At 63.9% G+C, this 19,531-nt stretch carries 21 protein-coding genes; 6 read left to right on the plus strand and 15 right to left on the minus strand.

Annotation, left to right across the window (positions count from 1 at the left end):
- Positions 1 to 99: 99 nt before the first annotated feature.
- Complete coding sequence (locus tag SM755_RS01990; RefSeq protein WP_006664407.1) at positions 100 to 378, minus strand: DUF3194 domain-containing protein; 279 nt, start codon at positions 376 to 378, stop codon at positions 100 to 102.
- A gap of 6 nt (positions 379 to 384) precedes the next feature.
- Positions 385 to 783 (minus strand): prefoldin subunit beta, encoded by a 399-nt coding sequence (locus SM755_RS01995; protein ID WP_006664406.1) that lies wholly within the window; start codon positions 781 to 783, stop codon positions 385 to 387.
- 119 nt (positions 784 to 902) lie between these two features.
- Between SM755_RS01995 and SM755_RS02000 the strand changes: the two genes are divergently transcribed.
- Positions 903 to 2,012: an iron transporter gene (locus SM755_RS02000; protein ID WP_323171224.1), complete on the plus strand. Its 1,110-nt coding sequence runs from the start codon at positions 903 to 905 to the stop codon at positions 2,010 to 2,012.
- 36 nt (positions 2,013 to 2,048) lie between these two features.
- Here the strand turns inward: SM755_RS02000 and SM755_RS02005 are convergent, their stop codons facing one another.
- The 6 genes from SM755_RS02005 to SM755_RS02030 form a co-directional block, all read right to left on the minus strand.
- Positions 2,049 to 2,543: a DUF2243 domain-containing protein gene (locus SM755_RS02005; protein WP_323171225.1), complete on the minus strand. Its 495-nt coding sequence runs from the start codon at positions 2,541 to 2,543 to the stop codon at positions 2,049 to 2,051.
- A 152-nt stretch (positions 2,544 to 2,695) separates the two neighbouring features.
- A complete protein-coding gene (locus SM755_RS02010; protein ID WP_323171226.1) occupies positions 2,696 to 2,962 on the minus strand; it encodes a KEOPS complex subunit Pcc1 in 267 nt (88 codons plus the stop codon).
- A 173-nt stretch (positions 2,963 to 3,135) separates the two neighbouring features.
- On the minus strand, positions 3,136 to 3,270 hold the full coding sequence (locus SM755_RS02015) for a DNA-directed RNA polymerase subunit P (protein ID WP_004215399.1): 135 nt from the start codon (positions 3,268 to 3,270) through the stop codon (positions 3,136 to 3,138).
- A 22-nt stretch (positions 3,271 to 3,292) separates the two neighbouring features.
- Positions 3,293 to 3,553, minus strand: a complete 261-nt coding sequence (locus tag SM755_RS02020; RefSeq protein ID WP_006109883.1) for a hypothetical protein — start codon at positions 3,551 to 3,553, stop codon at positions 3,293 to 3,295.
- A 117-nt stretch (positions 3,554 to 3,670) separates the two neighbouring features.
- On the minus strand, positions 3,671 to 3,889 hold the full coding sequence (locus SM755_RS02025; protein WP_323171227.1) for a hypothetical protein: 219 nt from the start codon (positions 3,887 to 3,889) through the stop codon (positions 3,671 to 3,673).
- Positions 3,890 to 4,001: 112 nt separating this feature from the next.
- Entirely contained in the window at positions 4,002 to 4,739 is a 738-nt protein-coding gene (locus SM755_RS02030; protein ID WP_323171228.1) for a DUF2103 domain-containing protein, read from the minus strand.
- Positions 4,740 to 4,896: 157 nt separating this feature from the next.
- Between SM755_RS02030 and SM755_RS02035 the strand changes: the two genes are divergently transcribed.
- Both SM755_RS02035 and SM755_RS02040 read left to right on the plus strand, forming a co-directional pair.
- Positions 4,897 to 5,310 (plus strand): FxLYD domain-containing protein, encoded by a 414-nt coding sequence (locus SM755_RS02035; RefSeq protein WP_323171229.1) that lies wholly within the window; start codon positions 4,897 to 4,899, stop codon positions 5,308 to 5,310.
- A 110-nt stretch (positions 5,311 to 5,420) separates the two neighbouring features.
- Positions 5,421 to 7,097 carry a flippase gene (locus tag SM755_RS02040; RefSeq protein WP_323171230.1) on the plus strand — a complete coding sequence of 559 codons (1,677 nt, stop codon included), beginning with the start codon at positions 5,421 to 5,423 and terminating at the stop codon, positions 7,095 to 7,097.
- Positions 7,098 to 7,113: 16 nt separating this feature from the next.
- Here the strand turns inward: SM755_RS02040 and SM755_RS02045 are convergent, their stop codons facing one another.
- On the minus strand, positions 7,114 to 8,541 hold the full coding sequence (locus SM755_RS02045) for an MATE family efflux transporter (RefSeq protein WP_323171868.1): 1,428 nt from the start codon (positions 8,539 to 8,541) through the stop codon (positions 7,114 to 7,116).
- Between the two features lie 166 nt (positions 8,542 to 8,707).
- Here SM755_RS02045 and SM755_RS02050 point away from each other — a divergent pair, with 166 nt between their 5' ends.
- Entirely contained in the window at positions 8,708 to 12,622 is a 3,915-nt protein-coding gene (locus tag SM755_RS02050) for a glycoside hydrolase family 97 catalytic domain-containing protein (RefSeq protein WP_323171231.1), read from the plus strand.
- A 159-nt stretch (positions 12,623 to 12,781) separates the two neighbouring features.
- Here the strand turns inward: SM755_RS02050 and SM755_RS02055 are convergent, their stop codons facing one another.
- From SM755_RS02055 to SM755_RS02065, 3 genes are read right to left on the minus strand one after another with little or no spacing between them, the layout of a single operon-like run.
- Positions 12,782 to 13,324, minus strand: coding sequence for a hypothetical protein (locus tag SM755_RS02055; RefSeq protein ID WP_323171232.1), 543 nt, complete (start codon positions 13,322 to 13,324; stop codon positions 12,782 to 12,784).
- On the minus strand, positions 13,321 to 13,977 hold the full coding sequence (locus tag SM755_RS02060) for a hypothetical protein (RefSeq protein WP_323171233.1): 657 nt from the start codon (positions 13,975 to 13,977) through the stop codon (positions 13,321 to 13,323). The genes SM755_RS02055 and SM755_RS02060 overlap by 4 nt, the downstream gene beginning before the upstream one ends.
- Complete coding sequence (locus SM755_RS02065; RefSeq protein WP_323171234.1) at positions 13,974 to 14,573, minus strand: halocyanin domain-containing protein; 600 nt, start codon at positions 14,571 to 14,573, stop codon at positions 13,974 to 13,976. Before SM755_RS02065 ends, SM755_RS02060 begins: the two co-directional genes overlap by 4 nt.
- A gap of 273 nt (positions 14,574 to 14,846) precedes the next feature.
- On the opposite strand from SM755_RS02065, the gene SM755_RS02070 reads away from it, so the two are divergent.
- The gene (locus SM755_RS02070; RefSeq protein ID WP_323171235.1) at positions 14,847 to 15,485 is read left to right on the plus strand and encodes a sensor domain-containing protein; all 639 of its coding nucleotides are present in this window, start codon (positions 14,847 to 14,849) and stop codon (positions 15,483 to 15,485) included.
- A gap of 131 nt (positions 15,486 to 15,616) precedes the next feature.
- Here the strand turns inward: SM755_RS02070 and SM755_RS02075 are convergent, their stop codons facing one another.
- The 3 genes from SM755_RS02075 to SM755_RS02085 are packed head-to-tail and all read right to left on the minus strand — an operon-like array spanning position 15,617 to position 16,651.
- A complete protein-coding gene (locus SM755_RS02075) occupies positions 15,617 to 15,928 on the minus strand; it encodes a hypothetical protein (protein ID WP_323171236.1) in 312 nt (103 codons plus the stop codon).
- A complete protein-coding gene (locus SM755_RS02080) occupies positions 15,925 to 16,302 on the minus strand; it encodes a hypothetical protein (RefSeq protein WP_323171237.1) in 378 nt (125 codons plus the stop codon). The genes SM755_RS02075 and SM755_RS02080 overlap by 4 nt, the downstream gene beginning before the upstream one ends.
- Before the next feature lies 1 nt (position 16,303).
- Positions 16,304 to 16,651: a helix-turn-helix domain-containing protein gene (locus SM755_RS02085; protein WP_323171238.1), complete on the minus strand. Its 348-nt coding sequence runs from the start codon at positions 16,649 to 16,651 to the stop codon at positions 16,304 to 16,306.
- A 358-nt stretch (positions 16,652 to 17,009) separates the two neighbouring features.
- Here SM755_RS02085 and SM755_RS02090 point away from each other — a divergent pair, with 358 nt between their 5' ends.
- The gene (locus SM755_RS02090; protein ID WP_323171239.1) at positions 17,010 to 19,490 is read left to right on the plus strand and encodes a DNA topoisomerase I; all 2,481 of its coding nucleotides are present in this window, start codon (positions 17,010 to 17,012) and stop codon (positions 19,488 to 19,490) included.
- Positions 19,491 to 19,531: the final 41 nt, after the last annotated feature.

Genomic DNA, 19,531 nt, shown 5'->3' on the forward strand with positions numbered 1-19,531 from the left:
CACGGTTGTCTTGGATTCGTGCCGGTCGCTTCCGGTCGGACGGGTGGCTCAAAGGGGTGTGAAAACAGGCGAACAGGCGACAGAGAGGACGCTGGAGAATTATTCCCCGAACAGGTCGTCGACCGCCTCGCGAGCAACGCGTGCGGCCTCGTCTGCGACCTCCTCCGGGTCAGTCCCGCTGTCACGCTCGGGCGCGTTGAGATAGACGTCGACTTCGAGAACGCCGTCCTCGAACGACACCGTCACGTCGAGATCGCGTACGTTCGACTGCTTGTACCGCGAGAAGATCAGCCCTTCTGCGGCCTCGGCGGCCGTCTGGACGACTTCCTCGTCGGTCGGCTCGTTCGGTCGCTCGTCCGTCGAATCACTGGTCGACATCGACAGTTACGCGCCGCCTGCACCTGGGCCGCCGGGGCCGGCCGGGCCGCCCATGCCGCCCGCGCCGCCGAGCAGGTCTTCGAGTTCGTCCTGCAGGCTCTCGAACTGGTCCTGGACGCGATCTTCCTGCTTTTCGAGCGTTTCGAGGCGGAGCTCGAGCGAGTCGACCTTTTCGTCGAGGTCGTCCTCGGCTGCCTCGTAGTCCGTCTCGACGAGGAGGTCGCCGACCTGTCGGTACATCGTGGTGTCCTCGTCGATGTTCTCGAGTTCGTTCTGGGCGTTCTGGGCCTCGGTGAGACCCGATTCGGTCTCCTGTTTCTGGACGGCGACCTGCTGGGCGGTCTCTTGCAGGTCCTGAAGCTGTTCGATTTTCTCCTGTGCCTCCGGCGGCAGATTCCCTTGCATGTCTCGACCGTCGCCCTCCGCACTGATAAAGCCAAGCTTTGCGTTCGGACAGCGCCGGGCTGCTGGTGCAGCCCGTAGCCCTACCCGCGTGGCGATGGAGTGTACGGAGTGAACGAGCGATGCGACGCCGCGACGCACTCGCCGCTGGCGGGTCCGCCCTCTCGGTCTCGCTTACCGCCGGCTGTCTCGAGACACTCCGGCGCGAGGACGCCTGGCGCGAACTCGTGGTCGACCCGCCCGACGGCGTCTACGTGCCGCCTCACGTCGACGAGATGCTTCCCTACGCGAGGACGACCGCAGCCAGGCGTGAACTCTCGCTGCTGGGGTCGCGCCCGCACTCCTTCTGGACCGTCGCCGGCGCGGAGCGAAGCCGGGCTGACGTTCGATCCCGACACGCACTCCACCTGATGGTGGTCGTCAGGGATGCGGAAACGGGTGTGATCCACCCCGCACCGGTGACGGTGCGGATCCGGAGCGGGGGGACGAGCGACGACGGCGAACAAATCGATCAGCGGGATCTCTGGCCGATGCTCTCGCAGCGAATGGGGCCCCACTACGGCGATAACGTCTCGCTCGACGGCGATGGGACCTACACGGCGACGATTCGGGTCGGCCCGACGAGCGCCGATCCGATCGGTTCCCTCGCCGGTGACTTTGGGACGACGACCGTCGACCTCGAGTTCGAGTACGAGGCCGCCGCGATCGATGCACTCGAGCGCCGGCTGATCGACGCGGACGAGGGCCGAGGCGAATCCGACGCGCTCGAACCGATGGGCGACCACGACGGAGACGCACGCGGTCGCGATCACGGTAGCGCTGAACTCGCGTTCGATCACGAGGGCGCGACTCGACTCGGATCCGAAACGAGCGACGATATCGTCTACGTCGCCGCGCTCGTCGAGGACGATGCCCGAACCGCGGCGGAAACGGACGTTCCAGCGCTCGCGGTGACGGCGCGGACGGCGTACAATCGGTACGCACTTCCGTTTGCGTCGCTGACGGCTACGATCTCGACAGACGGCGATCGGATCGCCGGCGAGTCGCTCGACGGGACGATCGGCCCGCGGCACGGCCACCACTATCGAACGCCCGTCGATCCGGACACCCTCGAGCGCGGCGACACCCTCTCGATCGGCCTCGAAACCCCGCCGCAGATGGCGCGTCACGAAGGGTACGAGACGGCGTTTCTCGAGCCAACCACGGTTCGGCTACCGCTCGATAGACGGTAGTCACACCTCTCAGTTGGGTCGCCGAACCGGCGGGTATCACTCGGACTGTCTCCTATCAGCGGTCAGAACGGGGCCGTCAGCCGTTCGGAGGAGGACCAGACCGAGGACGAGCAACAGGACGCTTACGACGACCCACGGGGGATTCCACGCTTCCGTTCCGTGAACGACGTTGTGCAGGTCGAGCACGTAGTGGTCGACGATGCCGTCGTAGACGTTGAACACGCCCGCGCCGACGACGATCGCACCGAGCAGGTACCGGGTCGAAAACCGTTCGGCGGTTCCGTTGACGAGCCGCCAGAGCAACCCGAGCCCCACGAGCGTGATTCCAAGCGTCACCACCAGAAAGAGCCCGTCGAACATGACGTTCGTCCGCAGTCCGTCGAGACTGTACGGATCGTAGTATCCCGAGAGAAGGTGGTGCGTCTGGAACGTCAGGTGAAAGACCACCGTGTCGATGACCGCGCCAAACCCGAACCCGATCGTTCCGCCAGCGAGCACCAAGCGACGACGCGTACCGGCGGCTGTCGACATACGTCGGCTTCGACGACGGCGGGGAAAAAACGGAAACCAGCACCTGCCGCGGCCACAGTCGCAGTCGCGCCGATGGACTCGGGTCGGATCGAGTTCACCGGAAACCGGTACCAGTACCAGTACCAGTACCAGTACTGACGTGATTCTGCCGACTATCGGTCGTGGCGCGCAGCGACACCGATCTCCGCCGTGCGTTCGGCGACATCGACCAGCGAAAACCAGGTGTTCACCGCTGCCCGAAGTGCGATCACGTCCTCGGCATCGATCCGAATCGTGACGACCGATCCGTCCCGCTCGATCGTCGTCCGGGAGCGCTCGTCGTCGATCTCACCGATCTCGCGAGCGACGCTCTCGGCGACGACTGTCGCCCGCTCGGAAGACTCGTAGTCGAACTCGAGGAGTGTATCGTGTGAAGCCACGGTAATCGGTTTTCGAGAGGTGGTTACGTCAAAACTGAACGCTGTTGTGGGCAGTCATCGGCCGGTCGACGCCGGCATGGCCGCGGCCCGGGACTAGGGGCGTCGAGTTCGACGCCGCAGAGGTGAGTCCCGTATCGGCGTCGATACCGATGGGCTCAGACGGGCGGCCGGCGTTAGTTGACGTCGACTTCCTTGACGTCGCGACTGCGTTCTTTCAGGAGCACGCGGTGACCGCAGTAAGGACAGCGGACGCCGCCGTACTCGTCGAGTTGCACGTCACGTTTACAGCGGGAGCACTTGTAACTCATTCTGAGAGGGGATAGAGAGGCGTTAGTCGTCCTCGGCGAGCGCAGCGCGGATCGAGCGCTGAACGGTGCGGCCGGCGGGCGTCTCCGGGCGGTAGGCACCGCCGGTGAAGACTTCGCCGGTCGCTTCGTTCTTCCAGATACCGGTTCCGACGCGTGTCACATCGTCACCGTCGACCTGTGCGTTCTCCATGTCGTCTTCGATCTCGCTGATGCGACGCCGGGCGACGCGACCGTAGCGTGCGCCAAAGCGGCCCGCGCTACCGATGGTTCCTTTATCGGCCATAGTACTGCTTCCTATCCGGAGCGGATTCTTAAACCTGTTGAGTTACTGTTCCCGGGACGCTCTCTCTGTCGGAGCGCGTCGCCGGCGGTCGAGTCGATATCCGTCAATCGTTTCCCGTCAGTCGTTTCGCTTGCTATCTGCGGCCTGGTCGGCCACCGGTCCGACGAGTAACTCCCGGAAGACGACCGCAAGCGCAACGAGCGGACCGGCCGGGGTGAGCGGTGCCGCGAGGAGCCCCGTCCCCACGCCCGTCACCGCGATCAGAGATCGCAACGCGAGTCCGCTCACTGCGAGCAGCGGAATCATAGCCAGGATCGCGTCGGCGCGCTCGAGCATGGCTAATTAGATATAATTACAGCTCCACGGATAAAGGGCCGACAACCAGCAGTGAGTGTCACTTCCATCGACTAGTGACAGTATTTGTCAGCAGCCACTGCAAACGACTCCCCTACCTGAACTCGTCCTCTGCGAGCACGTCGTTGAGATCCGCACGGATTCGCTCGCCCATCTCCCGGTCGCGAGCGGTCGTCACGATGCGATTTTCCTGCACGCTCGAGCCGTCCCGGAGCAACATTCGCACGTTGCCGCCGTCGTCGGCACGCGTCACTTTCGCCCGAAGTCCCGACTGAGAGCCGTTTCCTCCTGCATCGATCGGTCCCGGAATCACCTTCTTGACGTGGGGATGACCAGCGACGGTCTGAATCGCCTGCATCCCCGTTCGCCCCCCGATCAGCGTCGAGTGACTCCCACCGATCTTCTCCATCGGCGGCGTCTCCACGACATCGAGGGCTCGCGTCCCGCGGCGCTTGCGAACTTCCCCGACCGGATCGTCGGCATCGACGCGGTAGAACTTGTGGTGGACGTCTTCGCGGACTGCACGGATGACGGTACGCTCGCCGCCCGCATAGACCTCCTCGGGGCGCTTGCGCCGGATCTCGTCACCGACCAACCCGGCGAAGTTCCGGAGTTCGATCGGCTCGTTCTCGCCGTCTTCGGGTGTCGTCGTGATCGTCGTCTCGCCGAGAACTGGCTCTGTCCGGTCGTGGTCGTCTTCCGCCGCGAGCATCGTCAGCGTCACTCGGTCGCGTGTGGCCTCGAGAACGACCGCTTCGGTGTTCTCTTCGCGACAGACCAGACAGAAGTCGCCGGGTTTCTCGAGCGGCGAGGCGCAGTGACGACACTCCATGACGATAGGGGCGGTTGGGCGTGGACGTGTAAAACCGACCCGCTTTCGACCGGGCGCGGCGAGCCAGCGTCGGCGCTCACACCGCGGGTGCCGACCGGCTCTTGCCGGCCGAAGCCGACCCGAACGCTGAAGGTCCAGCCTCGTCTACACACGGCAGATGTCCCGGCTGCACCGTCGCTCGGTTCTGGCCCTCGCCGGCACGGTTCTCTCCGCGGGCGCTGCGGGCTGTCTCGAGTTCATCGACGACGATGGTGAGGACCTCACCGAACCCGGGGCCGGTGACGTAGACATCGTCTGGGATGACCTCGTTCGCGTCGATCCCGATACCGAGGACGAACGCGTGTTCGTCTGGGCGGTCGTCAAAAACGTCGGCGACCGCACGCTCAACTACGTCGAAATCCGGGCGACGTTCGTCGACGCCGCGGGGGCTGAACTCGAAAGCGTCATCGAACACGTCGACGAGGACGTGTCCTCGGGCGAGGAGTGGTCGTTCGAGGTCGAGTTCCCCCAGTTCGGCGAGCAGGCGGCCGCGGTCGCAGGATACGAACTCGAGCCCGTGACGGGCGTGTAGCGTTCGGTCGGGTCCGACGACGAATAGATGGGGGCAAATAAGCAGAGGAGGCGAGCGGACCGAGCGAGAACGCGGATGTCGCGGCGGACCGTAGATGAGGTGATCGTGATATGACCGAGCGTAATGGTGCTGCCGAGGGTGATTCCGCGCCCGGGTCTGGAACGGAGGCGCAGTCAGATGTCGGGGGCGGGCCCGGCACTGAGTCTGTTGCCGACACTAACCCCGAATCTGACACTGATCCTGATCCCAAATCTGAACCCTTGTCCACCGCGGAAACCTCCCACGACGAGGGGATCACGACCCTCGCAAAACAGGGCGGCATCACGTTCATCGGGAACGTCGTCAAGGGCGCGTTCGGCTTCGCGATCGTCATGCTGATGACCCGGTTCGTCAGCCCCTCTATCTACGGGTTGTTCGTCCTCGCGACCTCCGTCATCCTCTTCACCCAGGTCTTTGCCAACCTCGGGCTGCCGCTCGCGATCGACTACTTCGTCCCGCAGTACCTCGACGCGGGCGAACAGGGCAAGGCGACGGGCGTCATCGTTCAGGTCACCGCGGTCGTCCTCGTGGCTTCGTCGATCGTCGCGGTCGCGCTCGCGGCCGGCTCGCGAACCATCGGCGACCTCTTTCAGGAACCCTCGATGCAGGTCGCACTCCTGTACCTGTCGGTGACCATTCCGATGCTCGCGATCTACAGAGTGGTGCTTACCTCCGCCTACAGCATCAAACAACTCCAGTACCGCGTTCTCATGCGCGATATCGTCCGGCCGCTCGTCCGCTTCGGCGTGACGGCCGGCCTCCTGCTCGCCAGCCTCGGCCTCCTCGCCCTGATCATCGGCTACATCGTCGGCCTGTTCGTCGCCATCACCGTCGGCGCACTCGCCTTCGTCTCCAGAGCACGCGCCCGGGGCCTCCTGACGAGCGATATCGAACTCGTCCCGGTTCGCCCGCTCGTCACCTACTCGCTCCCGCTCGCGATGACCAGCGTCGTCTTCGTCCTGATGGGACAGGTTGACTACTTCGTCGTCGGCTACTTCCTCGACGCCGACGACGTCGGCATCTACCGGGTCGGCTACATGCTCGGCTCCGGCCTGATGATCATCTTCAACTCCCTCTCGCCCGTGTTCAAACCGCTCATCGCCGAAACCAAGGACGACACTGAACTCGTCGAACGGCGGTTTCGGGTGGCCGCCCGGTGGATCGCCGGACTGACGCTACCGATCGCGATCGTCCTCTCGCTGGGCGCGAGTTCGTATCTCGCCGTGCTGTACACGCCCCAGTACGCCGAGGCGAACCTCGTCGTCGTCCTCCTGTGCGGAGCGTTTTTGTTCAACGTGACGGTCGGCGGGCCGAACGGCTCGCTGTTGCAGGGGATGGGGTACTCGCGGATCGTCTTCGCCAATACGCTCGTGCTCTTCGGGGCGAATTTCCTCGTGTCGATGGCGCTCGTGCCGGTGGTCGGGATCGAGGGGGCGGCGATCGGATCGGCGACGGCGCTGGTTTTGGTGGGCGGGCTCACGCTCGGAGAGGTGTACGTTATCGACGGGATTCAGCCGTTCACCCGAGATTTCGCCAGGGTTGTCGGTGCCGGCATTCCGGCGACGATTGCGGGTGTACCGATCGTGGTCGTGTTCGAGTCGGCGCTGCTGATCGTCGGGTTGCTGCCGGTCGTCGTGGTTGGCGTCTATCTGGGTTCGCTGGTCGTCACGGATGCGTTCACCGAGGAGGACGCTCGCATGCTCGGCGAGTTCAGTCCGGCGCTCGAGCGATGGTTGCCGGTGGGTTGACGGTGGTGGCTGCGGCTCACTCGCCGACGATGCCGCGTTTCCAGGTGCCGAGGCGGAACCAGGCGACGGCGACGACGAACGAGAGGACCATGCCGAAGGAGTAGGCCCACCAGATGCCCTCGATTCCCCAGTCGAGGCCGGCGATCGTGACGTCGAGCCCCGGAATTGTCACCGCCCAGGCGAACGCGAGCACGAGGGCGACCGGGAGGCGAAAGACCCACCGGGAGAGGATCGAGAGGACCATCGCTTCGAGCGTGTTTCCGGCACCGCGAAACGCGCCCTGGATGACCATGACACCGGCGAACAGCGCCCAGAACGGCGTCATGATCCGCAGGAAGCGCACGCCCTCGGCGATCACGTCGGGGTTGTCGACGAAGATGCCCATCGCCTGCGCCGGAACGAGAAAGAGGGTGGCGGCGACGACGAAGAGACAGCCCATCGTGCCGCCGGTCGCGGTTCGCGCGACGGCGGCGGCCCGGTCGGGCGTTCTCGCGCCGAGGTTCTGGCCGACGCCGGTTGCCGCTGCGTTGCCGACAGCGCCGGCGACCGACCACGTGACGGACATCAGTCGAACGCCGATGCCGTAGGCTGCGGTCGGCGTCGCGCCGAACCGGGCGACGAGCCCGGCCATCGCGACCGAGGCGAAGCTACGGGCCCAGCCGTCGACCGTCGAGGGCGTTCCGACGGAGACGAGTTGCCGTTGTACGTCGAGGTTCGGTTTGAGGTCCGCAAGACGGAGTCGGACGCCGAATCGACCGTCGAGCAGGATGGCGATGCCCGCCGCCGTCGCGAGTCCGCGCGAGATGAACGTGGCGACGGCGGCCCCGCGCGTTCCCATCGCGGGGAACGGTCCCCAGCCGAGGATGAGGAACGGGTCGATCACGACGTTGATGCCGGCGGAGACGAACACGAGCCACATCGCCGTCTTCGTGTCGCCGGCACCCTGCAACGAGGCCCGAAAGGCGAAAAACAGGAAGGTAAGCGGCAGTGCGAGGAAGATAATTTCGATGTAGGCGAGCGCCTCGACGAACACCTGCTCGCGCGCGCCGATGAGTCCCAATAGCGGTCGCCGGAAGAAGAGCCCGACGACGGCGAGGACGCTCGAAACCGTAAGCGTCAGGAGCACGGTCTGTGCCACGACGCGGTCCGCCGTTCTGTCGTCTCCGGAGCCGACGTACTGTGAGACGAGCGCGATGGTGGCCGCGGTGATTCCCATCGCCGTCGAGACGAACATCCACGACAGCGGAAACATGAGCGAGACCGCAGCGACGGCGATTTCACCGTCGCCAACCCGACCGACCCAGAACATATCCGCGAGGTTGTAGACCGTCTGCAGGAGATTGCCAAGGACGAGCGGCCAGGACAGCGCCAACAGTTTCGGCGGAATCGCTCCCGATGTCATATCGACGCGCTTTCGCTCCGGTTCCGAACCCGTTCCTGACACGACTGCTCTGTCCGTGTCTCGTCCGGCGACGTGAAAGAACTCCCGTTTCCGGCGGTCCCCGCTCGGTGTCCGCCAGCCGGCGCATCGAAGGTGACAAGCTTCTACCACGTCGTATTCTACCAATTACCAACTTTTATGACGGTCGGTGATGCAGTCGTGGCTGCCAATGCGTGAAAAAGAATCACAACAATCGTTGTTAGATTCGACGCGGCGGACGGTACTCGGCGGGATGACAACCGCGCTGGCCGCGGCGGCGTACACGCGACCGGGCCTCGCGTGGCTGACAGACCCCGTTTCGAACGACGACGACGAAGCCGTGCAACGCGTCACCTCCCCCGACGGGACGATTTGCGTAACGGTCGACGTTTCGGACGGCGTTCCACGATACGCGGTCGCCGTCGACGACACGACCTACATTGAACCGTCGGCGATCGGGTTCGAGTTCAGAAATCAGCCGACGTTCGGGGCCGGCAGTGACGGGGCCGACCCCGAAGCTGAACTCGCGGTCACGGGCAGCGAGCGCGAATCGACGACGGAACGCTGGGAACCGGTCTGGGGCGAGTTCGACAGCGTCGAGGCCGACTACAACGCGCTCCGGCTCGGACTGGCGGAGACGGGCGGTCCGGGACGGACGGCCACCCTCGAGATCCGCGTGTTCGACGATGGGCTGGGCTTTCGCGTGGGATTCGACGAGAGCTTCGCGAGCAACAGCGAGCGGGCGGTGATCGCGTCGGAGAACACGGCGTTTGCCTTCGCGGACGACTACACGGCCTGGTGGATCGACAACGAGGTCACCAACCCGCGATTCGAACAGGAGTACGCGGAGACGCCGCTCAGCGAGATTCCCGGTGGGTCGAGGCGGACGCGGCCGACGGACACGCCGATGCGAAACGGGGCGCACACGCCGTTGACGGTGCGAACCGACGGCGACATTTACCTGAGCGTTCACGAGTCGAATCTGGTCGACTACGCGTCCGCGACGATCGCACCGCAGTCGGAGACGGGCGGGACGGCCTTTAGCACGGAGTTGACGCCGTTACCCGACGGCACGAAGGCCTCGCTCGAACTGCCGAACGCGACGCCGTGGCGGACGATTCAGATCGGTCGGCGACCGGGCGACCTGATCGAGTCGCAGCTGATTCCGCTGTTGAGCCCGCCGCTTGCGGAATCGGTCTTGCCGACCGTCGACGGCGACCCCGACACGAGCTGGATCACGCCCAGAACGTACGTCGGCATCTGGTGGACGATGATCGCCGGCTCGGCGAACTGGGAGTACCGGGCCGACGAGTCCTTCGAGACGCCCGAAGCGGCGGCAGGGTACATCCACGGCGCTCGCACCGAGCGGATGAAACGGTACATGCGCTTTGCCGACCGGAACGGCATCGACAGCGTCCTCGTGGAGGGCTGGAACGAGGGCTGGGACACCTACCCCGGCGACGGCACCGGTCTCGACTTCTCCGTCGACGGTTCCTACCCCGACTTCGACGTCGAGGCAGTCACCGACTTCGGTCACGAACTCGACGGCGACGTGGAGATGACCATCCACAACGAAACGGCGGGCGCGCTGCCGAACTACGAGTCACAAATCCTCGAGGACGACATCTTTGCCCAGTACGAGGACCTGGGTATCCACTCGATCAAAAACGGCTACGTCTCCGACCCGGGGCTTGGAATCGACGGCGACGGCTCCGAGCCGACGCACAACCACCACAACCAACTCGCGGTCAACCACCACCGCCTCGTCATCGAAGCCGCCGCCGCGAACCGCCAGCTGCTCGAAATCCACGAAGGCATCAAGCCGACGGGCGAAATCCGTACCTACCCCAACGTGGCGAGTCGAGAGGTGGTGAAAGCCCAGGAGTACGACGGCTTCGACCAGCTCAGTGCGGACGTGGGCGCAGACCACCACGTCACGCTGCCGTTCACGCGCAACCTCGCCGGCCCGGTCAGCTACCAGCCCGGCATCTTCGACCTCACGTTCACCGACGACCGCGGCGGCCGGATTCAGACGACGCGAGCCAAGCAACTCGCCATGTACCCGACCTACCTCGGCGGCCTCCAGATGGCCGCCGACCGCATCGAGGCCTACGTCAACGACGAGTTCGCCGTCGGTGAACTCGTCCAGGCCGCCTCGGGCGAGATCGACGGCTTCGTCACCCTCGACGAGTGGCGAAACGCGTTCGGGACGAACTACGTCGCCGTCGACCCCAACCGCGTCCCCTCGGGATCGTCCGTCTCGTTCACCGTCCGTGACGCCGACGCGGGCACCTACGACCTCCACCTGCGCTACGCGAGCGCCCCCGAGGACAATGCCCAGCGCGTGATCGACGCCGGCGGCCCGCAGGCCACTCTGCGCGTCAACGACTCGACGCGGACTATCTCCCCAGAGTTCACCGAGTACTGGGATCAGTGGGACGTGTTCACCACGTCGGTTGAACTCGCCGAGGGCGACAATACGATCGCGATCGAACTCCACTACGACGACTCGGACGGCGAGTTCGAGGGCGACGTCGGCGGCTTCAACCTCAATACGATCGCGGTCGGCGAGGCCGGCGAGCCGTCACCCGTTCCGGCGGCGTACGAGGGCTACACGCCCGCAAACGAGAACATGGACGCGAAACCCGAGTTCGCGTTCATCGAGAACGTGCCGGCCGCCGGCTGGGACGAGACGCGAGTTCTCGACGCGGCGATCGGCGAGTACACGGTCACCGCCCGCCGGACGGGAAAGGAGTGGTACGTTGGCGCGATGACCGACGATGGCGGCCGGGCGATCGACGTGCCGCTCGACTTTCTCGCGCCCGGAAACGCCGGGTCGGCAGGTCGCGGTCACAGCGGCGGCGCTGCCGATACCGGGAACGGTCAGGGACCTGGCAACGGTACCGAGACCGGTACCGACAGCGCCACTGGCAACGACGACGCCGGCATCCCCCGCGGGCCCAAATACGTCGCCGAAATCTATAGCGACGGCCTCGGCGGCGGCTACCGATCCGACCCCGAAACCGTCAGGATCGACGAGGTCATCGTCGACCCCGGCACGACGATCCTCGCCTCGATGGCCAGCAGCGGCGGCACGGCGATCCGGCTCCGACCGGCACGCGGCGAGGACCGACGCGACCTGCCGGCGTACGAACGCCCGACCCAGACCGTCAGCTACGACATCGACGCGGAGACCGCACCCGGTTCGGCCTTCATCTCGGCGACCGGCTCGAACGACGGCGAGTTCATCGGCGGCGAGACGGTCGCGATCGAAATCGACGGCGACCGCGAAACCGTCGCCAACGTCCGCCTCGCGCCCGGCGCGTCGAACGACGTGTTCGAATTCGACTACGCGATCACGTCGATCGGAACCCACGAAGTCGTCCTGCGGGACCCGACCGACGGCCGCGTCCTCGCGTCCGAATCGGTCACCGTCGCGCCGGGCGAACTCGTCGCCGAGTTCAGCGATCCGCGCGGCGACGATCACGGCCCCGGCGAGTACGTGTACCCGACGGACGACGCGTTCCGGGAGGGAGCGTTCGACCTGCGGTCGGTCGGCGTCTACGAATCGGACAGCGAGTACCTGTTCGCCCTCGAAGTGGGCGACCTCTACGCGACCTTCGGCGGCGAGTTCTCGCCGCACTATTTCGCGATCTACCTCCGCGACCCGTCGGAGTCGGCGGGCCGGACAACTGAACTCGGCGACCTGCAGGTGACGGCCGACTTCGCCGCCCCGTGGCACTATCGCATCGCTGCGAGCGGCTTCGAGGCGAGCCTGGTCGACGCCGCGGGAACCGCACTCGGATCGCCGGACACGGTCGCCGATCACGACGCCGAGACGGTGATCGTATCCGTCGAGAAGGACGAGCTGGACATCGATATCGCGAACGCTGAACTCGTCCCGGTCGTCGGCTCGGAGGACTACGGCGCGTTCCGCCCCGTCGCGGTCGAGGCCGACGAGTTCACCTTCGGTGGTGCACGGGCGGGGGCGATCGAGAACGCGCCGCGGATTCTCGACCTGCTGACGCCCGACGGTGTCGACCAGTCCGAGGCGCTCGCCTACGACGAGAGCGAGCGCGCGACGCTCCCGTTTACGTCACTGTAGAGTTCTGGCGGATACCTCTCGCCGTGGGCGAATGCGGCGCGCCGACGGCGTCGAGTGAGCGACAGCCGCTTCGGTTCGAGGGCGGCGAAACCGGCAGTCTGCGACGCGACTCAGTCGTTGATCGGCAACACCCACACGAGCAGTACCGATCGGAGGGTGTCAGTTTCGTCCCTCCGCTTCTTTCCGTTCCGGATGTGGATTTTGACCGATCACTCGGTGACGATAGAACCGCAAAAACCCGACGAACGCGAACGCTGCGACGACGAGGTTCGACGCGAAGCGCAACCAGTGTCCGATCTGGAACTCGCGAGCAGTCTGCTGTAGATACGCAGCGGAGTGAACGTCCATTCCCTCTACGAACAGAATCTCGTTTCGAGGCCAGAAATACGCTACTGACAGCACGAACTCGCCACAAATGGCGAGTAGTACGCTGGCGAGAATCCAGTAGCGGGCAGATCGGACGCGCCACCCAAGGACCACGGAACTGAGGCCGAGGAGCAGCGAAAGGAAACCGATGGGCGGGAAGAAGTCGGCTGGGCCGCGGACGGCCATGAACGTCATCGAGGTTTCGAGCGAGTGGGGAACATCGTGGAAGATATTCGGATAGATAATGAACGTCTCGAATACGAGCGCGCCGAGATGGATCATCACCACCCAGAGGTACGCCAGCGTCAATGCGAACGCTATTCGGCGGTTATTCACAAGTTCTCACCGGAGTTCGCCTGACTGGCATCGGTATCGTTTGTCCAGAGAGTATAGCTGAGAGCAATAAATGCCAGATAGAACGGGCTGTCGATCAATTCGCTCGGAAATCCGAATTGGGTGAGGAGTCCGAGAACGAATACCGCCGGGAAAGAGATGGCGAACAGCGCTGCTGTCAGGCGGTCCGCGCGTGTCCGCCGGTCACTATCTGCCCGTTGCCAGAGAACGATTCCGTAACAACTTCCAAACAACCGTATCGCCATGTATAGTCCGCCAGTGAGGACGCCGAACAGGAGGACATCTCCAGGAACAGTGCGAATCATCAGCAAGACGAGCGTGAGAGCGGCATAACAGAGCAGTGAGAGTGCCAAGAAGAGCGAAACAGTACGGCCACTACGGCCATATCTGGAGCCATACTTCGCATCGGCTGCGAGCAGCGCAACCGCGAGCAACAGGTGCCAAACGGGATAGAGCAGACTAACTGCGCCGAGTCCGATTTCCGCTCCAGTGTGTCCGATCAACGGAGAAATAACGCCAAGACTGCCAAGTCCGCCTGCAAACCCGCAGAGACCCGCCATTTTCGTTCGTCGTGGTGTCCACCACGTCGAGGAGCCTGTGCGCCGTTCCTGGGTTTCAGGGTGATTGTGGGTCATTGGTATGTTGTCGTAGAAGAGACGGTCTCTGACTCCTCGTGCTCACCATCCGCAACGGCGACGGCACCTTTCATCCCCGCCCTCTGATGGGGATCACAAACGTATCGATAGATATCCGACTCGTCGAACGCTTCTTCGAACGCGTGGCCGGCCTCTCCAGTGAGCGTACTCTCGAACACTCCGTTGACGTGAGAAACGTTGTGCTGACCACCGTTACCGGTCCACACCCATCTGACGGTTGTTCCTGGCTCGATCAGTATCGCCGGCGGATCGAACGCGATCCCACCGTTTGCGCCGACAGCGACAGCTACGTCGTCTTCGCCACGGAAATCGACGGTCCCATCGTAGGTGTCGACACCGTCGAACCAGTCACCGTATTCTGGATTTCCGTCTTCGTCGAAGGAATCGCTGTACTCACCATCGCTACCCGCCCCGATAGCATCGAGACAGCCGGCGACCGCCCCAACGGTTGCAGTACCGCTAATTGCACGAAGCACGTTTCTCCTCTTCACTCGCCACAGCAGGTCCCCGGATGATTCGGTCCCCGGCAATGTGCCTCGGTCCGTGGCCGCTATTTCTGTTTGTCTCTCGTTCATCGTTTGTCTCCGCTCGTACAGAGACACCGACTGGAAATAACCCGGACAGCACAGTCGCTGCACTGGCGACTGTGCGCGAAGCTTTATACCAGTCGAATAGCGAACTTGAGGTCGTGACCCGAACGAGTTCTCGCGCACAGGTGGTCGATACGCAGTCTCCCTGGAACCATGCCGACTAAAATTAGCCGTCTTCTAGCAGAAACGCGTCTTGGGCGTGGAAGTAGTGCGCTGGCGAACCGCCAGACGTACCGGAACCTCCTCTATTTACTGTTGATGTTCCCGCTCGGACTCGTCTATTGTAACCTCGTGATTGTCGGATTTGTTACCGGTATTTCGCTCGCAATCGTCGGTATTGGCGTTCTGATCGTCGTGCTCACGCTCGCAGTTTCAACTGGGCTGGTCGAGTTCGAGCGAACGCTCGTTCGGAGGTTGTTGGGTATCGAGATAACGCCACCGGCGACGGAACGAGGGGACAGTCTCAGTGAGTGGGCGATACAGCTCGTAACAGATCTCCGGACGTGGAAAGGTGTCGCGTACCTCATGAGCGTGTTCGGCTTCGGGAGTCTCGTGTTCGGTTTGCTCGCGTCGCTGCTGGCGACAGCGTGGACGTTCCTGACTGCACCGCTGTACTACGAGAATGCGCCGGTGGTCGCGTACTCACCGATTCCACGCGGTGAGTTCACGCTGGACGTTCTGTTCGGTTGGGATAGCCTCCTGATCGGACTGACGACGACGTTCCGACTTGGCTCCTGGCAGATCGAAACGTTTCCCGGTGCGTTGTTCGTGGCGGTACTCGGTCTCGGGCTCCTTCTCGTGGTCCTTCAGATATCTAATGTTCTTGCATCGCTGTGGGGCAGGTATGCACGAGTCATGCTCTCGGTACCGCGTTACTGGAAACCACCGTCCAGATAGGTTCTTGAGACGATAGTGGTACGAGGCGAGGGCAAGAGTCCACTCGCGATGAGGGCAGCACCCGCCGTGCCGACCAACTGCCTTGCCGGGGCGGTGGTGATGGGATTAGGTCCGCCCGCTTCCAGCTTCGGTCACGCCCTCGTGAGTGCATAGAGTATCGCAACCACACCGGTAAGATGGGCGATCGTCACTCCGAGGACAACCGTCGCATCTGTCGCCGTCGTCACCGTACTCAATCCGTAGTCGATACCGACGGGAACGACGGTTAGGAGAGCAATCCCGACCGCAAGGTACAGCATCGGACGACTCGCGTTTCGCCGGTATCCACGATAGGCGAGAAAGGCGACGAAGGTACCGGCGACGGCGGTCGCCGCTGCGAACGCGAAAACCAGCCCTTCAGGACCCACGGGCGCGTTCGAGAACTGGAGCGGGAACGCGATCATCTCCGTCTCACCCGGTTTGGTCGATCAGAGTCATTGTCCCCTGTGGATTCGCGATTCCGTGAGAGACCGTAGATCGCATAGAGTATCGCACCGAGCCCGAGGAGTTTGCTCGCATTGGCGCTAGCTGACCGACCCACCATCGAAATCTCGGTAACGTTTGCGAGCACGAACTGAATGATGATTGGTCCGGTTGTGAGCAGTACGAGACCGATCGCCAGGTACAACCGAGCATCGTCTCGATTCCGGCGATATCCTCGAACGATCAGGAACGCGACCACGAGCGCCAGCGCTGCGGTGATGAACAGTCCGAGGAACGAAAGAATGACGACGAGCCGCGAGCCGCCCATTGTCTGGAGTGGAGGAAGGAAATGCATACTAGCGTAATCCCTCGAAAAGATCGGTGAACCGGTCAGCAGCGTTCTCGGGTCGATGCGTGATTTCGAGTTCGAACGTCCCGTCGACGAGTTCGATTTCGATCCGCTCGAGCCGTGCGGTATAGGTATTGTAGTGGTGTCCATCCCGATCGAGTTGCAACTGTTCCTCGAGGAGATCGTACTGCTGGAGGCGTTCGATTCGGCGATAGATAGTCGATACTGACGCGTCACACGCCTCACTCAATTCGGGTGCGGACATTTCTTGATCGCTCGTATGCAGGAGGATCGCATGGGCGTATTCGTCTTCGAGGAGCGAAGCGATCTCTCGGACGTCGCTGTCCGCGGTCATTCGACGCTACGATAACGCGATCGAACGAGAGCGAGAGCAATTCGGTCCACAACGATCGATACGAGCATACACTGGGTAGTGTCGGTTTTCGATTGACTTAAAACGATAGACACGCTCGCTGAGTCAGCGACCGTCGTGTGGGACTTATCGGAAGCGGTCTGTAATCCGACCCGCCAAAATAGCGGTTTCGATAGCAGGATCTCTCGCACGCGAGCGCAGCGCCCGCGCATCGCACGCATACCCGCGCAGTACGGCGATTATCGGCGAAAGCGTTATCAAATTCTCAATCGTAGCCAGCGAGCATGAACGACACTCGACGATGCACCCCCGACCGCTGCCGCCGGGAAGGTGATCGATAGTGGAACTGATCATCACCGAGAAGAACAACGCTGCGCGGCGAATCTCGGACATCCTGAGCGGCGGGACGTACGATACGTCCCGCGAGAACGGCGTCAACGTCTACGAGTGGGGCGGCACGCGCTGTGTCGGCCTCTCGGGTCACGTCGTCGGCGTCGACTTCCCATCCGAGTACTCCGACTGGCGCGACGTCGAACCCGTCGAGCTCATCGACGCGAGCGTCGAAAAGACCGCGACGAAGGAAAACATCGTCGCCACCCTCCGTATCCTCTCCCGAAAGGCGACCCAGGTCACCATCGCGACCGACTACGACCGCGAGGGCGAACTCATCGGCAAGGAGGCCTACGACATCGTCCGCGAGGTCGACGACGAGGTTCCCATCCGCCGCGTTCGGTTCTCCTCGATCACGGAAACCGAGGTCAAAAACGCCTTCGACGAGCCCGACGAACTCGACTTCGACCTGGCCGCGGCGGGCGAGGCCCGCCAGATCATCGACCTCGTCTGGGGTGCCGCGCTCACGCGCTTTCTCTCGCTGTCGGCCGGCCAGCTCGGCAACGACTTCATTTCCGTCGGCCGCGTCCAGTCGCCGACGCTTAGACTGATCGTCGACCGCGAGCGCGAGATCCAGGCGTTCGACCCCGAAGACTACTGGGAACTCGTCGCCGACGTGGCCAAGGGTGAGGAAGCCTTCGAAGCCCAGTACTTCTACTACGACGAGGACGACAACGAGGCCGAACGCGTCTGGGAGGAAGCCACCGCCGAGGAGGTCTTCGAGACGCTCTCCCAGCGCGAGACGGCGACCGTGGTCGACGTCAACCGCCGCACGCGCACCGACTCGCCGCCGGCACCGTTCAACACGACCCAGTTCATCCGCGCCGCCGGCTCGCTCGGCTACTCCGCAAAGCGCGCCATGTCGATCGCGGAGGACCTCTACACGGCCGGCTACATCACGTACCCGCGGACGGACAACACCGTCTACCCCGACGACCTGGACCCCGAGGAGCTGCTCGACGAGTTCGTCGGCCACCCCTCCCTCGGCGAGTCCGCCGAGTCACTGCTCGACGCGGACGATATCGTCCCCACCGAGGGCGACGAGGAGACGACCGACCACCCGCCGATCCATCCGACCGGCGAGATCCCCGCCCGCGGCGATGTCTCGGACGACGAGTGGGAAGTCTTCGAACTCGTCGTCCGCCGGTTCTACGCGACGGTCGCCGCGGACGCCGTCTGGGAACACCTCAAGGTCGTCGCCGAGGCCGCCGATCACCGCCTCAAAGCCAACGGCAAACGCCTCGTCGAACCCGGCTACCACGATGTCTACCCATACTTCAGCACCACCGAGAACTACGTCCCCGACGTCGAGGAGGGCGAAGCCATCTCGATCACCGACGTCGAACTCGAGGACAAACAGACCCAGCCGCCCCGCCGGTACGGCCAGTCCCGGCTCATCGAGACCATGGAGGACATGGGCATCGGGACGAAGTCGACGCGCCACGAAACCATCCAGAAGCTCTACGATCGCGGCTACATCGAGAGCGACCCGCCGCGCCCGACCAAGCTCGCGATGGCCGTCGTCGAGGCCGCCGAGAACTACGCCGACCGCGTCGTGAGCGAGGACATGACGGCCCAACTCGAAGCCGACATGGACGCCATCGCCTCCGGTGAGGCCGGGCTCGAAGACGTGACCGACGAGTCCCGGGAAATGCTCGAGGAAATCTTCGCCAACCTCGCCGACTCGCGCGACGAAATCGGCGACCACCTCCGCAAGTCGCTCAAGGACGACAAGCGACTCGGCCCCTGCCCCGACTGCGGGGAGGACCTCCTCGTGCGCCGCAGCCGCCACGGCTCGTACTTCGTCGGCTGCGACGGCTACCCCGACTGCGAGTTCACCCTGCCGCTGCCCTCGACGGGCAAACCGCTGATCCTCGACGACGAGTGCGAGGACCACGGCCTGCACGAGGTGAAGATGCTCGCCGGCCGGCAAACGTTCGTCCACGGTTGTCCGCTGTGCAAGGCCGAAGACGCCGGCGAGGGGCCGATTCTGGGGAGCTGTCCCGAGTGCGGCGACGAACACGACGGAGAACTCGCGATCAAAACGCTCCAGAGCGGTTCCCGACTCGTCGGCTGTACGCGCTACCCCGACTGCGAGTACTCGCTGCCGCTACCCCGCCGCGGCGAGATCGAGGTCACCGACGAGTTCTGCGACGACCACGAACTTCCTGAACTCGTCATCCACAGCGGCGACGAGCCGTGGGAACTGGGTTGTCCGATCTGCAACTACCAGGAGTTCCAGGCCCGCGAGAGCGAGAGCGGGTCGGACCTCGAGTCGATCGACGGCATCGGTGCGAAGACGGTCGAGAAGCTCGCGTCGGCGGGTATCGAGAGCATCGACGATCTGGCCGACGCCGATCCGGACTCGATCGCCGAGAGCATCGACGGCGTGAGCGCGGATCGCGTTCGGAACTGGAAGGCAAGCGCCTGACGCCGGATCTCGGCTCTGCTGGTACTCGAACAGGTCGCATT

Source organism: Natrialba sp. PRR66 (assembly GCF_034808065.1).
Lineage (GTDB): Archaea > Halobacteriota > Halobacteria > Halobacteriales > Natrialbaceae > Natrialba > Natrialba aegyptia.

What these genes read in the sequence shown, in the direction of transcription:
- SM755_RS01990 (WP_006664407.1), bottom strand. Translation starts at nt 378, where the DNA reads ATGTCGACCAGTGATTCGACGGACGAGCGACCGAACGAGCCGACCGAC.
- SM755_RS01995 (WP_006664406.1), bottom strand. Translation starts at nt 783, where the DNA reads ATGCAAGGGAATCTGCCGCCGGAGGCACAGGAGAAAATCGAACAGCTT.
- SM755_RS02000 (WP_323171224.1), top strand. Translation starts at nt 903, where the DNA reads ATGCGACGCCGCGACGCACTCGCCGCTGGCGGGTCCGCCCTCTCGGTC.
- SM755_RS02005 (WP_323171225.1), bottom strand. Translation starts at nt 2,543, where the DNA reads ATGTCGACAGCCGCCGGTACGCGTCGTCGCTTGGTGCTCGCTGGCGGA.
- SM755_RS02015 (WP_004215399.1), bottom strand. Translation starts at nt 3,270, where the DNA reads ATGAGTTACAAGTGCTCCCGCTGTAAACGTGACGTGCAACTCGACGAG.
- SM755_RS02020 (WP_006109883.1), bottom strand. Translation starts at nt 3,553, where the DNA reads ATGGCCGATAAAGGAACCATCGGTAGCGCGGGCCGCTTTGGCGCACGC.
- SM755_RS02025 (WP_323171227.1), bottom strand. Translation starts at nt 3,889, where the DNA reads ATGCTCGAGCGCGCCGACGCGATCCTGGCTATGATTCCGCTGCTCGCA.
- SM755_RS02030 (WP_323171228.1), bottom strand. Translation starts at nt 4,739, where the DNA reads ATGGAGTGTCGTCACTGCGCCTCGCCGCTCGAGAAACCCGGCGACTTC.
- SM755_RS02035 (WP_323171229.1), top strand. Translation starts at nt 4,897, where the DNA reads ATGTCCCGGCTGCACCGTCGCTCGGTTCTGGCCCTCGCCGGCACGGTT.
- SM755_RS02040 (WP_323171230.1), top strand. Translation starts at nt 5,421, where the DNA reads ATGACCGAGCGTAATGGTGCTGCCGAGGGTGATTCCGCGCCCGGGTCT.
- SM755_RS02050 (WP_323171231.1), top strand. Translation starts at nt 8,708, where the DNA reads ATGCGTGAAAAAGAATCACAACAATCGTTGTTAGATTCGACGCGGCGG.
- SM755_RS02060 (WP_323171233.1), bottom strand. Translation starts at nt 13,977, where the DNA reads ATGACCCACAATCACCCTGAAACCCAGGAACGGCGCACAGGCTCCTCG.
- SM755_RS02065 (WP_323171234.1), bottom strand. Translation starts at nt 14,573, where the DNA reads ATGAACGAGAGACAAACAGAAATAGCGGCCACGGACCGAGGCACATTG.
- SM755_RS02070 (WP_323171235.1), top strand. Translation starts at nt 14,847, where the DNA reads ATGTTCCCGCTCGGACTCGTCTATTGTAACCTCGTGATTGTCGGATTT.
- SM755_RS02075 (WP_323171236.1), bottom strand. Translation starts at nt 15,928, where the DNA reads ATGATCGCGTTCCCGCTCCAGTTCTCGAACGCGCCCGTGGGTCCTGAA.
- SM755_RS02080 (WP_323171237.1), bottom strand. Translation starts at nt 16,302, where the DNA reads ATGCATTTCCTTCCTCCACTCCAGACAATGGGCGGCTCGCGGCTCGTC.
- SM755_RS02085 (WP_323171238.1), bottom strand. Translation starts at nt 16,651, where the DNA reads ATGACCGCGGACAGCGACGTCCGAGAGATCGCTTCGCTCCTCGAAGAC.